This window comes from Paenibacillus sp. NEAU-GSW1 (genome assembly GCF_009737085.1).
Lineage (GTDB): Bacteria > Bacillota > Bacilli > Paenibacillales > Paenibacillaceae > Pristimantibacillus.
In genome coordinates, this window is record NZ_WOVL01000013.1 from 12,803 (window position 1) to 26,144 (window position 13,342).

The 13,342-nt window shown below is 51.1% G+C and carries 14 protein-coding genes, 1 pseudogene and 1 other annotated feature; of the genes and pseudogenes, 11 read left to right on the plus strand and 4 right to left on the minus strand.

Annotated features, from left to right (window positions below):
- On the plus strand, positions 1–756 hold the full coding sequence (locus GOM71_RS11835) for a pseudouridine synthase (protein ID WP_156281283.1): 756 nt from the start codon (positions 1–3) through the stop codon (positions 754–756).
- Between the two features lie 72 nt (positions 757–828).
- Here GOM71_RS11835 and GOM71_RS11840 read toward each other — a convergent pair whose 3' ends face one another.
- The 3 genes from GOM71_RS11840 to GOM71_RS11850 all read right to left on the minus strand — a co-directional run bounded on the left by GOM71_RS11840 (position 829) and on the right by GOM71_RS11850 (position 4,243).
- Positions 829–921 (minus strand): dihydroorotate dehydrogenase, encoded by a 93-nt coding sequence (locus GOM71_RS11840; protein ID WP_156281285.1) that lies wholly within the window; start codon positions 919–921, stop codon positions 829–831.
- Positions 922–1,139: 218 nt separating this feature from the next.
- Entirely contained in the window at positions 1,140–2,531 is a 1,392-nt protein-coding gene (locus GOM71_RS11845; RefSeq protein WP_156281287.1) for an RsmB/NOP family class I SAM-dependent RNA methyltransferase, read from the minus strand.
- A 20-nt stretch (positions 2,532–2,551) separates the two neighbouring features.
- Entirely contained in the window at positions 2,552–4,243 is a 1,692-nt protein-coding gene (locus GOM71_RS11850) for a DEAD/DEAH box helicase (protein WP_156281289.1), read from the minus strand.
- Positions 4,244–4,374: 131 nt separating this feature from the next.
- On the opposite strand from GOM71_RS11850, the gene GOM71_RS11855 reads away from it, so the two are divergent.
- From GOM71_RS11855 to GOM71_RS11870, 4 genes are read left to right on the plus strand one after another with little or no spacing between them, the layout of a single operon-like run.
- Positions 4,375–4,572: a YwbE family protein gene (locus GOM71_RS11855; RefSeq protein ID WP_156281291.1), complete on the plus strand. Its 198-nt coding sequence runs from the start codon at positions 4,375–4,377 to the stop codon at positions 4,570–4,572.
- A 3-nt stretch (positions 4,573–4,575) separates the two neighbouring features.
- Entirely contained in the window at positions 4,576–4,884 is a 309-nt protein-coding gene (locus GOM71_RS11860) for a hypothetical protein (protein WP_156281293.1), read from the plus strand.
- 26 nt (positions 4,885–4,910) lie between these two features.
- Entirely contained in the window at positions 4,911–5,687 is a 777-nt protein-coding gene (locus GOM71_RS11865) for a GNAT family N-acetyltransferase (protein WP_156281295.1), read from the plus strand.
- A gap of 27 nt (positions 5,688–5,714) precedes the next feature.
- Complete coding sequence (locus tag GOM71_RS11870; protein WP_156281297.1) at positions 5,715–6,176, plus strand: VanZ family protein; 462 nt, start codon at positions 5,715–5,717, stop codon at positions 6,174–6,176.
- Between the two features lie 233 nt (positions 6,177–6,409).
- Here GOM71_RS11870 and lplA read toward each other — a convergent pair whose 3' ends face one another.
- Complete coding sequence (gene lplA / locus GOM71_RS11875) at positions 6,410–7,402, minus strand: lipoate--protein ligase (protein ID WP_156281299.1); 993 nt, start codon at positions 7,400–7,402, stop codon at positions 6,410–6,412.
- A 150-nt stretch (positions 7,403–7,552) separates the two neighbouring features.
- Here lplA and GOM71_RS11880 point away from each other — a divergent pair, with 150 nt between their 5' ends.
- From GOM71_RS11880 to leuS, 6 genes and pseudogenes are all read left to right on the plus strand, one after another.
- The gene (locus tag GOM71_RS11880; protein ID WP_156281301.1) at positions 7,553–7,972 is read left to right on the plus strand and encodes a hypothetical protein; all 420 of its coding nucleotides are present in this window, start codon (positions 7,553–7,555) and stop codon (positions 7,970–7,972) included.
- Positions 7,973–7,977: 5 nt separating this feature from the next.
- A pseudogene (locus GOM71_RS24960) lies at positions 7,978–8,203 on the plus strand (IS1595 family transposase); the annotation flags it as partial.
- A 64-nt stretch (positions 8,204–8,267) separates the two neighbouring features.
- Entirely contained in the window at positions 8,268–8,717 is a 450-nt protein-coding gene (locus GOM71_RS11890; protein WP_156281303.1) for a hypothetical protein, read from the plus strand.
- Positions 8,718–8,871: 154 nt separating this feature from the next.
- Positions 8,872–9,411 (plus strand): sigma-70 family RNA polymerase sigma factor, encoded by a 540-nt coding sequence (locus tag GOM71_RS11895; RefSeq protein ID WP_173275534.1) that lies wholly within the window; start codon positions 8,872–8,874, stop codon positions 9,409–9,411.
- A 95-nt stretch (positions 9,412–9,506) separates the two neighbouring features.
- Positions 9,507–10,472 (plus strand): DUF4871 domain-containing protein, encoded by a 966-nt coding sequence (locus tag GOM71_RS11900; RefSeq protein ID WP_156281306.1) that lies wholly within the window; start codon positions 9,507–9,509, stop codon positions 10,470–10,472.
- A gap of 81 nt (positions 10,473–10,553) precedes the next feature.
- Positions 10,554–10,768: a binding site (T-box leader), on the plus strand.
- A gap of 106 nt (positions 10,769–10,874) precedes the next feature.
- Positions 10,875–13,319 (plus strand): leucine--tRNA ligase, encoded by a 2,445-nt coding sequence (gene leuS, locus GOM71_RS11905; protein WP_156281308.1) that lies wholly within the window; start codon positions 10,875–10,877, stop codon positions 13,317–13,319.
- Positions 13,320–13,342: the final 23 nt, after the last annotated feature.

Consider the following 13,342-nt stretch of genomic DNA (forward strand, 5'->3'; position numbering starts at 1 on the left):
ATGGCAAAGAAAATGAGGCTGGACAAGCTCTTGGCCCATACCGGCCACGGTTCGCGCAGTGAGATCAAAAAGTTGGTGAAGCAAGGCGCAATTAGCGTAGACGGCAAGGTTGCCAAGGACAGCGGACTGATTATTGATCCTGAGCAGCAGCAAGTGACGGTCGATGGCGAGCTCGTGACCTACCGTGAATTTATATACATCATGTTGAACAAACCGCCAGGCGTTATTTCGGCAACGGAAGATCGCCGAGAGCGGACGGTAGTTGACCTGCTGGAACCGGAAGATCAATTGATGGATCCGTTCCCTGTCGGAAGGCTGGATAAGGATACGGTCGGCCTGCTTCTGCTAACCAACGACGGGCAGCTTTCTCATGAGCTTCTCTCGCCGCGCAAGCATGTGCCAAAAACTTATTTTGCGCGCGTAGAGGGAGATGTCGGAGAAGCTGATAAGGCGGCTTTCGCCGAAGGCGTTACGCTGGATGACGGCTATGTTACGATGCCGGCGGAGTTGACTATTACAGATAAGGAACAGACGTCGGAAGGCGTTATTTCCGACATTACGCTGACGATTATGGAAGGCAAATTCCATCAGGTGAAGCGGATGTTCGAATCGGTCGGCAAAAAGGTTGTCTATTTAAAGCGTATTGCCATGGGACCGCTCGCATTGGATGAGGAGCTGGAAGAGGGGACTTATCGCGAACTGACAGACGAGGAGCTTGAGCTGTTGAAAAACCATCGCCGCGGCGGGGACGCTTGATTTCATGCCAAATAACGAAAACCGCCGGAGACTTAGTCCCGGCGGTTTTCGTTATTTGTGACAGCTAGGCGATCAGTGCAAGATCCCTTTGGATATGATGACCAGAAGAATGAAAAGGACCAGGATGACACCTGCCGTCGTGTAGCCTCCATGTACACCAGACATGCAAATTCCTCCCTGTACATAAATTCCGGCGGCTAGCGTTCTCGTCTCGGCTGCTGTTGTCTTGCCGCTCGGTATACAGTATTGTATGTGATTTGCCCTGTGGCGAATGGACGAATGCCATGGTTGCCGAATAATTGGGCATTTGCATGGGGGAATTGCTGCCGGAAACAGGACAGCAAGCTAGCATATATTTGCCTGGGAAAGATATCCGCACGCTATTATGAGAACCGCCGCAACCCCTTAGGCAGGTGATTTTTGAGCTGGCCTCCGCTCGCTTTAGCCCAGCCAAGCGGATAACCGTCAACGGCTACAAGGCCCCAACCGCTCAGTCGCGGCTCAGCGGGTAACGTTTCGCCGCGCAAATAGGCGGCAATTTCAGGAGAGTCAGCCGAGTAGCTTTGCACCCAAGCAGCAGTGTCAGCCTTCACCGCCATGGCCAGCGCATGAGCCGGCTCGAGCCGATTTTTGCGGATATCGCCTAAATGCAAGCCCGCTCTCGCTACTTTAATACCGTCAAGGCTCGCAGCGGAGAATCGTCCCTCTCGATCATGAGGCAGCCAATAGAGGGCATCGCCGAAGCGGAGCGCCTCGCCTGCTTGCAAGTTAAAGCCCGGAAGCGACTGCTTCGCGAAGCTATGAAACAGTTCCATTTCCGCTTGCAGCGAGCTTGCGCGGCTTCCTTTCTTGTCCCGATCGCGGCGTTTGCTCTTGTCTCGGTCAGTGCTTTCTGCAAAGCTGCCGTTAGAAGGCTCGTTCGATTTGAACAGTACGGCGACGAAATGTCCTTCGCCAAGCGCGAGATGGGGCCAAATCCGTTCGGTTCGCTCTACGCTAAATTCCGGGTGGCTGGCAACGAATTGTTCAATCGTCGTTTCGTTCTCTTCGCGGTTAAACGTACAGGTCGAGTAAACGAGTTTGCCGCCCGGTTTTAACATGATGGCAGCATGCTCTAATATATCCGCTTGACGCTGCGCACAGTAATGGACATGCTCTTCCGACCACTCCCCTACTGCGTCAGCATCTTTACGAAACATGCCTTCTCCCGAGCATGGAGCGTCGAGCATAATGCGGTCGAAAAAGGCGATGAATTTAGCTGACAGCTCATGTGGCGCGCAATTGGTTGCGACGGCGTTGCGAATGCCGATCCGTTCCACGTTTTCACTTAATATTTTAGCTCTGGCCGGATGAATTTCATTGGCGATCAGCAGTCCTTGCCCTTGCATGCAACCGGCAATATGAGTCGTTTTGCCTCCTGGGGCAGCAGCAAAGTCTAGAATGGTTTCGCCTGGCTGCGCGTCAAGCAGCTCGGCAGCGGACATGGCTGACGGCTCTTGAATATAATACAGACCCGCAGAATGATAAGGATGCTTGCCGGGGCGTGCTTCTTCATCGTAATAGTAACCTGTGTTGCACCACGGAACCGGCGTCAAATGAAACGGCTGCTCGAGAGCAGCCGCACTTGCCGGAACGGATTCAGTTTTCAGCGGGTTAAATCGCAGCCCGTAAGCGCGAGGGGCTAGAAAACTGTTAAGAAATTGCTGTGCGTCTTCCATGCCGAGGAGCGCTTGCATTTGCCGGATAAAGGCGGCAGGCAGTTGCACTTCAGTCAATGTTCCGGTCTCCTTTATTTTTATTTACCGCGTCTGCCGCGGCTGCCGGAAGGTCCTGCCGGTCGCGTTCCGCGATTGCCGCCGCGCGAGTCGCCGTTTCTGCCGCCGCTGCCGCTGTGGCGTCCGCTGGTGCGTCCGTTTCCTGCGGAGCGCGCTTCGCGCCCCGGGGCTTCTGTCCGGCCGCCCCACGAAGCAGGTCCTTTAGGCGAGCTTGCATTCCGTGCGCCGCGTCCTTTAGGCTCGGCATTGCGGGAGCCTCGGCCGCTTTCGCGATCCTGCGTCCACGGATTCGTGCTTTCGACACCTTCATTGCTTCTCGCCGCTGCGGAGAATTCGCCGCGTTTCTTGCGTCCGCCGGCTTCCGCATTTTGCGTGCCGCGTTCTGTACGTCCGCGACCGCTGCCATTGCCGCCGATATTGCGGTCACTGCGGCCTTTGCCGCCGCCGCTGCGTCCGCGTCCGCCAGCAGCATGATCGCTGCGTGATCCTGCGCCGCCTTTGGCGTCGCGTCCGCGACGTCCGCCGCGTTCTGCTGCAGTGTCGCTTTTACCCGATGTTTTCGCTGTACGCTGCGAGGCATTAGCGACGATTGTACCGTCGGGATCGATTGAACGCCGGTCCAATACGGCGTTTATGTTCCGTTCAATATGCTGAATGGAGCCGCGGTCATACGGTGACACAAGCGTTACCGCAACGCCACGTTGTCCGGCCCGTCCTGTTCTGCCGATACGATGGATATAAATTTCAGAATCCTGCGGCACATCATAGTTGAATACGTGTGTGACGCCTTCGACGTCCAAGCCGCGGGCTGCAACATCGGTTGCGACCAAAATTTGCAGCTTGGCATCGCGGAAACGTTTCATTACCTGTTCGCGTTTTGCTTGCGTCAAATCGCCGTGCAGCTCGTCGGAGGCGAAGCCGTAGTCCTGAAGCGCCTCGTTCAGCTTCTTGGCGCGCACTTTCGTGCGGCAGAACACAACGGCCAAGTAAGGACGATGCTGCTCGATCAGATGAATGAGCGCTTGCTGGCGACCGCGGTCGGTCGTCTCGATGATGTATTGCTTGATGTTGTCGAGCGTTACATTCGCGCTTTTAATACGGATGTCGACAGGCGTTTTCATATAATTTTCGGCAAGCCGCTTAATTGCGTCAGGCATCGTTGCTGAGAAAAGCATCGTTTGGCGCGCTCTTGGCGTTTGATCTACGATGCTCTCAACCTCCGGCAAAAAGCCCATATGAAGCATTTGATCGGCCTCATCGAGCACGAGCATTTTCAGCTTGCCGAGACTGATCGTTTCCCGCTTCATGTGATCGATCAGGCGGCCCGGCGTCGCAACGACGATATGCGGCGCATTGTTCAGCTTGCGGATTTGCGCGACAACATCCTGGCCGCCATATGCAGCCAGCACTTTAGCGCCAACGGCTGGCGCCAGCTTGGCCAATTCGCTCGTAATTTGGATCGCCAGCTCGCGGGTCGGCGTCAAAATAAGCGCCTGAACCTGTTCCTTGGTCACGTCGATTCGTTGCAATATCGGCAAGGCAAACGCTATTGTTTTGCCTGTTCCTGTTTGTGCTTGCGCGATGACGTCCTGCCCTGCAAGCAGAACCGGGATCGCTTTTTGCTGAACCGGCGTCGGGGAGGCAATTCCGTCTTGGTGCAGCCTGTCCGTTAGCTCGGGGATGATGCCCATGGCATTAAATTCGTTTGACATTTGTCTAATTTCCTCATTTCATCTATTTCGTATGATGACTAGTATAACAGTTGCAACCTGGAAGTGCATCTTTCGAATACATATGCTATGCTATTTTTTAAATGTAATAGCAGGAGAAGGAAGGATTTATCATGAACGGAACAATACGGGCCAATGTAAAACCTGGCCTTGAAGTCGATATCGTATTAAAGCAGGACCAGCGGACAGGCAAGCTGACGAGAGGTATCGTTAAAGATTTGCTGACGAACTCGCCGACGCATCCGCATGGCATAAAAGTTAGGCTGACCGACGGCCAGGTCGGCCGCGTCAAGCAGATTTACGGAGCGTAAGCGATGGCATTCGGAATAACGAGAGCCGAGATGAATGCTTGGAAAACAAAAGTCGCGCAAGGCGAAATCGCATTTATTACGCACTATTGGTTGGATCCGCGCTTTCCGTCGATGAAAACCGTTACGAAGGTCGGCTGCTCCGATCTAGCCAAGCTAACCCGCTGGTGCGTCAGCAACGGTTTAAATCCGCAATATATTCATCATCGCTCGGAATATCCGCATTTTGATCTGCTTGGTTCAAAGCAGCGTGAAATATTGCGGAAGGAAAAGCTGTGGGAACAGCTGGAACGGTTTCGGTTGGATGAGCAATGACTCCTTTATAGGAAGGAATTAATCGTATGGTGAATTCAATATGGAATAGGCTGGAGGAGCTTAGCCTGAACAGCTGGCCGGCACTGGAAACCCGTTTGTACGGCGGGTGGCTGCTGCGTTTTGCCGACGGGTATACGAAGCGCTCGAACTGTGTGGTTCCACTGTATAGCGAAGAGCAGTCGACTGAAACAGGCGAGCTGGAGCGGAGGATCGCATATTGCGAACAAATCTATGAAGGCAAGGGACAAGACAGCATCTACAAAGTGTTTTCATTCACGCCTCAGATCGATTTGGCGTTGGAGCAGAACGGCTATGAGAAGGTAGATCCCGTCTGGCTCAAAACGATGGAGCTGTCGAGGCTGCCGCAATTCGCGGATGAAGAACTCCGCTTTGAACTGTTTGAAGCCTATGACGAGCGATGGCTGGAGCAGTATTCGGCAATGAGCGCGCTAGGAGAAACGAGCAAGCTTCCTGCGGCTAAATTGCTTCACGCCATGCCTGACCGCAAATGCTTCTTGACGCTTTATGAAGAAGGAGAGCCTGCGGCATGCGGAGTGGCCGTTCTTGAAGATGGCTGGGTTGCGCTATACGATATTATTACAGATACGCGCTTCAGACAGAGAGGGCTGGCCGAGCGTCTTGTCCGCAAATTGCTGCAATGGGGACGGGAACAAGGAGCGGAGTTCGGATATTTGATGGTGCTTCAGCATAATGTCCCGGCTAACCGATTGTACGATAAAATCGGCTTCGAGCAGCAGTATGACTATTGGTATCGCGTGAAAAAAAGAACGTTTAGCCTGTAACGCTTTGGCTGCGAGGTGAGCGACTTCATGAAATTATTAATACGTGCAGCGGTTGCATTAGCGATGTCTTGCTATACGCTGATGCTTATATATTGGATGTTTGTCGGTTTCGGCAGGGAGCATCGGCCCGACGGCGAATTGCTGTACAACTTGACGCCATTGTCTACTATTAAAAACTATTTTATTTATTTCGATCACTATAAGTTTAATACTTGGCTCGTCAACATTGGCGGCAATATTCTCGTATTTGTGCCGTTTGGCATCAGCTTCCCGATCATATTCCGCTGGCGCTTCGGCAAAACGATGCTGAATTTTATCACGTTCATTTGCGTGCTGGAAGTGATGCAGATGGTGACGAGGCGAGGAAGTCTCGATATTGATGATGTCATTCTGAACAGTATCGGGGCGTTTCTAGGCTATGTCCTGTATAAAATGTTTGCAAGCCCGCTTGGCATCACGGCAGACTCCGGGCGAAAACGGAAAGCTTAGCGTAAACTGCGCTGCGATATTGCTGTCCGATTCCGGGCCTGCCGATTCTAAATTTTAAAGAAAGAAGCCGCTTCGCAATTTCGCAAAGCGGCTTTCACTGTTTAGCTCTATTTACAGGCTCAGGCAGCAAATAAAGAAGCATAATATTGCGAAGCTGCTTCTTTAGCTGCCGTTTCTACAAGCCATTATGTGGTCGAGTTAGCACTCAGTAGAGTGTTATTCCCGTTAAACAATTAAATGAGAAGCTCAAGCCATTCCTCGGGCGTAACCGGCCCGAAATAATAGGCGAGATCGACGCCTTTCAGCACTTTTTTTAATGCGTCAGTGTCATACCGTACGCCAACCAGCTTTGTGGCAAACTCAGCGCTGTCTCCGCGGCCGAAAAAGTCGCCGTACACGGATGCATCGGCAATAACGCCATCCTCCACCTGCAGCCTTACATCGAATGTGCCTGCGGCATTGATCCGCTTCGTCTGGCGGACGTTGAATTTTGGCGAACGGCCATAATTCCATTCCCAGCTCCGGTACCGTTCTTCAGCTAATTGGCGGACGTTAGCCCAGTCCTGCTCCGACAGCTCATAGTAAGGAATTTCTGCTTCTCCTTCGAAGATGGAGGATAGTATGCTTTGCCGGAATTGTTCGATTGTAATCGGCTGCGGTAAAAATTCGGAAATGTTCGCTACGCGGCTGCGGATCGATTTGGTCGACTTCGAGACGTATTTTTCCGCATTTGCTTTAAGCGCCGAAACGACGTTTTCGATTTCCGAGTCGAACAACAGCGTGCCATGGCTGAACATTTTGCCTTTTGTTGAAAACTGGGCGTTGCCGGAAATTTTTCGCTCGCCGACCTGCAGGTCGTTCCGGCCCGTCATTTCAGCGTCGACCCCCAGCTTGCGCAGCGCGCGGACGACGGGCTCGGTAAACTTTTTGAAGTTGTGGAATGATTGGCCGTCATCCTTCATGATGAAGCTGAAGTTCAAGTTGCCGTGATCATGATAAACAGCGCCGCCGCCGGAAAGACGGCGAACGACGTGGATGTTATTATCTTTAACATATTCCGCGTTAATTTCTTCAACCGTATTTTGATTTTTACCGATGATGATCGACGGCTCGTTTATGTAGAACAGCAAATAATCGTCATTGTCCGGCAGCGACCGGAGCACGTATTCCTCTAACGCTAAATTTAAAGTTGGGTCGGTAATGCCGTTGTTGCTAATAAATCGCATGGCGCTCTCTCCTCTGTCCTATATATGTGTGATGATGCGCATTCTCCTTCTAGTATATCTCTCCTTGAGGCGGTTTGCATTTGTTAGACCTGCAACTCTATGCTAATCGTAATCGTCTATCGGTATAATTCATTATGGAGGAGATGGGGTATGGGAGGCAAAAAGAGGCTGCTGCTTATAATCATTTCGATATTAACGATTCTTATCAGCGGAAGCTATTTGAGCCGGGAGGTTTTTGATTTTTCGTTCCTCGGCATTGAAATCGGATCAGAGCTTCAAACGGTGCGGATATGGTCGTACTGGTCGATCGGGATTGCTTGTGTCCCCGCTGCTGCGTACTTTCTTGCAATAAAAATACGAGATGCGCTGCTGCTGTTGTCGCTTGCGCTGCAATTCATTTTGCAGCTGCTCGCTTTCAGCGGCTGGGTTTTCGTAGGCTTATTAGGCGTCTTTTCAGGATGGGTATCCGCTCTGCTTCATGCTGCTCTGCTTGTGCTGATCGCTAGAATCGCGACATTAGGCATGGAGCAGCGACAGGGAGAATCGGATCCTGACGGGCGGTTTATTTAAACATTAGGCTAAAGTCCGGGGGAAAACAGCGCGTCAAAGGCGTGTGCCACATCCAAACCGTCAATAGCTGTCATAGCCCCTTGAAGAAATGGATAGACCGTTTCAACGGTGTTGCAACCAAATATTTGCAACATTATTTGGCTTGGTTCCGTTATATAGACAGCAAGGAATATGAGAAAACGGCATCGAACAAGAAAAATAGGTTGGTTAAATCGTGCCTGTTTATGGTGACCTCCACCAACGCCAAGCTTCAGCATTCTGTTCAACTTTAAAACAATGTAAGGGGGGATCAACTATGAACATTAAACGATTTGGTTTAAGTTTATTTCTATTAGCCTTACTTACCACTTTTATTATTGGTTGTTCCAAAAACCAACAAAAAGATGAGGAGATTATTTTCTTTGCTGAAGGTGAGAATTGGAATGCCCAGTTTACAACAACCACTACTCAGACATCAAAAGAAAATATCGTAATTGATTATTTCTACAAAGGCAATATCTCTGAATTATCATCTTCCAATGAAATTGTATTCTCGTATGGCACGGCAAATGGAAGCATTGCAGAACCACTCCATATTGACAAAATAGATAAAGCTCACTTTTCGATTGAATTTGAAGGCGATTTAATTCACGGTGAAGATAAATTAGTGAATATAGTCGGAAAATCGAATGAGAATATTATGAGTATTATTGAATGGAACGATAAGTCAGAGACATTGCACTTAACTCAATTTGTGAGAAAATAATTAACTTTTACGCTAACATCGTTAAACCAACCACCAACTTGAATGGTGGTTTCTTTTCGGTCTTTATCAACATTCAAATTTAACATAGCCAAACAATAAAATTGTTTTACAAATCGGGAACTTTTTCTGCCAGTCGCAAGACTTCTTATTGGAGGTGGGAAGACTGGAAACGCATTATTTGCAATACTTGGTGGATGGCTACGACAAGGATGCGGCGCTTGAGCAATTAATGAACGAGTACGGAAGCGATCTTTGGCGGTTTGCCTACTTTCTGACCAAAAATGCGCATTCGGCTGACGATATCGTCCAAGAAGCGTTTATGGCTGTTTATGAGCGCATGTATTCGTTTCGCGGAGAAAGCACTATTCGCAGCTGGCTGCTGGCTATAACGAGAAATAAATGCTATTCCCACTTGAAATCCGCTTTTATTCGCAAGGTGACGCTGATGGACCGGATTGACACGGAAAACAAGGCTCCGTCAGCTGAAACGGAGCTATTATTCCGGGAGCAGAGCCGCCAATTATGGGAGGCTGTTCTTTGCTTGCCGCTCAAATTTCGTGAAATCGTTATTTTTGAATATCACTACGGTTTTACAATTAAAGAAATAGCGGCATTACTCCAGCTGTCTGAAGGGACGGTCAAATCAAGAAGCCATCGGGCAAAGAGCAAGCTTTCCCGGCTGCTAGCGGAATAGATGTGACCTTGAGGATGTCATGTTCGGAGATCCTGATGTAAGAGGAGTGACTTTGAACTCCGTTCAAAGATCCTGATGTGAGGAGTGGAGCGGAAATGAGCGGCGATCAATTCAAGAACATGAATTTGGCGAAAATGATGAGGGAATCGCCTTTTCGAGAAGAGCCTTTCAACGATGAGCTGAAAGAGAAAATCCGGCTGCAGACGGCTAAACGGAGAAGCGTTAATGGCAGGGGGATGAAGCGGCGGTTTTCGATAGGCTTGGCAGCTATTGCAGTGCTGGCTATATTTGCTTGGTTCGCTTCTGGAGGACTGCAGCAAGCAGCTTCGCCGAATCGAGCAGCCATTACAGAAGCGCGAACCGTCTATATGGTAAATGGCGTCGTGAAATTTGAAATCTATCCCGAAGGAAACTTTACGGCAGGGGTGCCGCAAGGACTCATTGTTTCGTTTAGGGAGCCATTCGAAACTTACGCTGGAAAAGAGCTTACCGTAAAGGCGGTACATACGGCAAGCGGGGCAGAACAAACGCTGGTCGATCGTCAGAAAATTACGGAGCCGAGCAGCGGTTATTCGACATTGAACCGGTATACGGTTGCGAATGCAGGCTTGCCGCTGTCCGGCTTCTGGCGGATCGTCGTCGAGCTGGACGGCTCAACTTACGGAGATGCCGTCCTGGAAGCGGAGGAGCCGTCTTGGGACGAGAGTCCAACGTTCGTTTCCGGCCCTTATACGATTAGAGGGATGGAGAAGCGGCTCGCCGTATTGGAAAACGGTTTTATTGCCGGTAAAAGCAATAAATATATGTGGTCGCTTTGGGGCGAGGAAAGCGAATTGAACGGCAGCTTCAAGGTTGAAGCGGTCAAACAAGGCGACGTCGAGCTCGTGCCGTTGTTTGAACTCGACCATATGGGCGGTTCATCCGAATATGCCGACCGTTATTTCCCTTCGAGCTTCATGCTGCCTGAGCCGGGGAAATGGCGGATTATGGCTTACGTCGACGGCCGTTTGTTTGGCAGTATCGTCGTGCAAGCGGAACGTCCGGATAAGCCGGGCGAATAAAGGAAAGCGGCTTCTGCTGGCATGTCCAATATCTTGACACGGAGCCTTCGCTTCTTTATAATCGAAACTAATCTTTTGCATAATTTGGCGTTGATAAGGAGCAGTAGGATCGCAATGCAAGGCCTAGAGAGCCGGCGGTTGGTGGAAGCCGGACCTGCAGCGATGTGAACTCGCCTTGGAGCCGCGTGTGATAAGCACGCCGTTTAGCCTGCGTTACGGGCTTTGAGTGAGCGGACGGCAAAGCATGCCCGATGCTAACTAGGGTGGTACCACGGGAGCGATCTCTCGTCCCTAGCGATAATACGCTGGGGGCGGGAGTTTTTTTGTGCTTGGAATTCGCCGTAAGCAAGTCCGATACGGCAAACCTTGCAGCGAAACAATTAATGAGAGGAATGTGCGAGAATGAGTCAGGAACAACAGCAATATTACAGCTATAACCCGCTCGAAGTAGAACCGAAGTGGCAGAAGTTTTGGGATGCCAATAAAACATTCAAAACGACGGAGGATGCCGGCAAGCCGAAGTTTTACGCGCTTGACATGTTTCCATATCCGTCAGGAGCGGGTCTTCATGTAGGTCACCCGGAAGGCTATACGGCTACCGATATCGTATCCCGCTACAAGCGGATGCGCGGATACAACGTCCTTCATCCGATGGGCTGGGACGCATTCGGCTTGCCTGCTGAGCAGTACGCATTGCAAACCGGCCGCCATCCTCGTGAAATAACGGTTGAAAACATCGACAACTTCCGCCGTCAAATCAAGTCGCTGGGCTTCTCCTATGACTGGGACCGCGAATTCAGCACGACAGATCCGGATTATTACAAATGGACACAGTGGATTTTTATCCAGCTGTACAAAAAAGGTCTGGCCTATGTAGCCGAAGTGCCGGTTAACTGGTGCGAAGCGCTCGGGACGGTACTTGCCAATGAAGAAGTTATCGACGGCTTGAGCGAGCGCGGCGGCCATCCGGTCGTTCGCAAGCCGATGCGCCAATGGATGCTCAAAATTACCGAGTATGCGGAGCGCCTGCTTGAGGATTTGGAAGAGCTCGACTGGTCGGAGAGCATTAAAGATATGCAGCGCAACTGGATCGGCAAATCGACCGGCGCGGAAGTGACGTTTGCCATCGACGGCCACGACGCATCGCTTGTCGTCTTCACTACCCGTCCGGATACGCTGTTCGGCGCAACGTATTGCGTACTTGCTCCAGAGCATGAGCTCGTGGCGCAAATTACGTCGGAATCGCAGCGGGAAGAGGTTGTGGCTTATCAAGAAACGGCGGCGCGCAAAAGCGATCTCGAGCGTACCGATCTGGCGAAGCACAAAACAGGCGTATTCACTGGAGCTTATGCCATCAACCCGGCAAACGGCGCAAAAACGCCGATCTGGATTGCCGACTACGTGCTTGCAGGCTATGGCACCGGCGCAATTATGGCAGTTCCGGGCCATGACACCCGCGATTGGGAATTTGCGAAACAATTCGATCTGCCGATCATTGAGGTCGTGCAAGGCGGAGACGTGGAGAAGGAAGCATTCGCAGGCGACGGCCCGCACATCAATTCCGGCTTCCTGGACGGCCTGAACAATGAAGACGCGATTAAGGCGATGATAGAGCATCTTCAAGCGTCCGGCAAAGGCGAAGGCAAAGTGACGTACCGTCTCCGCGACTGGCTGTTCAGCCGTCAGCGCTATTGGGGAGAGCCGATTCCGGTGCTCCACCTCGAGGACGGCACGATGAAGACCGTTCCGGAGGATCAGCTTCCGCTGCTGCTTCCTGATGTTGACGCGATCAAGCCGTCGGGAACGGGCGAGTCGCCGCTTGCCAACGTGACGGATTGGGTGAATACGGTTGATCCGGAAACGGGAATGAAGGCGCGCCGCGAAACGAACACGATGCCGCAATGGGCAGGCAGCTGCTGGTACTACTTGCGTTTTATCGATCCGAAAAATGAGAACGAAATTTGCTCGCCGGAGAAACAAAAGGAATGGCTCCCGGTCGATCTTTACATCGGCGGCGCGGAGCATGCCGTACTTCACTTGCTGTACGCCCGCTTCTGGCATAAAGTGCTCTATGATATCGGCGTAGTCGAAACGAAAGAGCCTTTCCACAAGCTGGTTAACCAAGGGATGATTCTCGGAACGAACAATGAGAAAATGTCCAAATCGCGCGGCAACGTCATCAATCCGGACGATATCGTGAACGAGTTCGGCGCGGATACGCTCCGCATGTATGAAATGTTTATGGGCCCGCTGGAAGCGACGAAGCCTTGGAGTGAAAACGGCGTAGAGGGCACATACCGTTTCTTAAGCCGCGTATGGCGTCTGTTCATCAATGAAGAAAACGGCGGCCTGAATGCGAAGATCGATGCAGGCGAAACGACGGACGCATTCAAACGGGTATGGCACCGCACTATTAAGAAAGTAACCGACGATTTCGAAAATCTGCGTTTCAATACGGCAATCAGCCAATTGATGATTTTCGTCAACGAAGCTTACAAAACGGATGCGCTGCCTAAAAAAGCGATGACAGACTTCGTTCAAATGCTGTCGCCGCTCGCTCCGCACATTTCCGAAGAGCTGTGGGAGAAGCTGGGCGGAACCGGTTCCGTCTCCTATGAAGCATGGCCTGTATTCGACGAAGCTTGGACAGTTGACCAAGAGGTAGAAATCGTCGTGCAAGTAAACGGCAAAATTATCGAGCGCCTGTCGATCGCCGCTGACACGAATGAAGCGGATATGGAGCAGCTGGCGAAAGAAAACGATAAAGTGAAAGAACTGATAGAAGGCAAAACGATCCGCAAGGTCATTGCGGTTAAAGGCAAGCTCGTCAACATCGTAGCGAATTAATAGGACAAAAAAGAAGAGGTGAG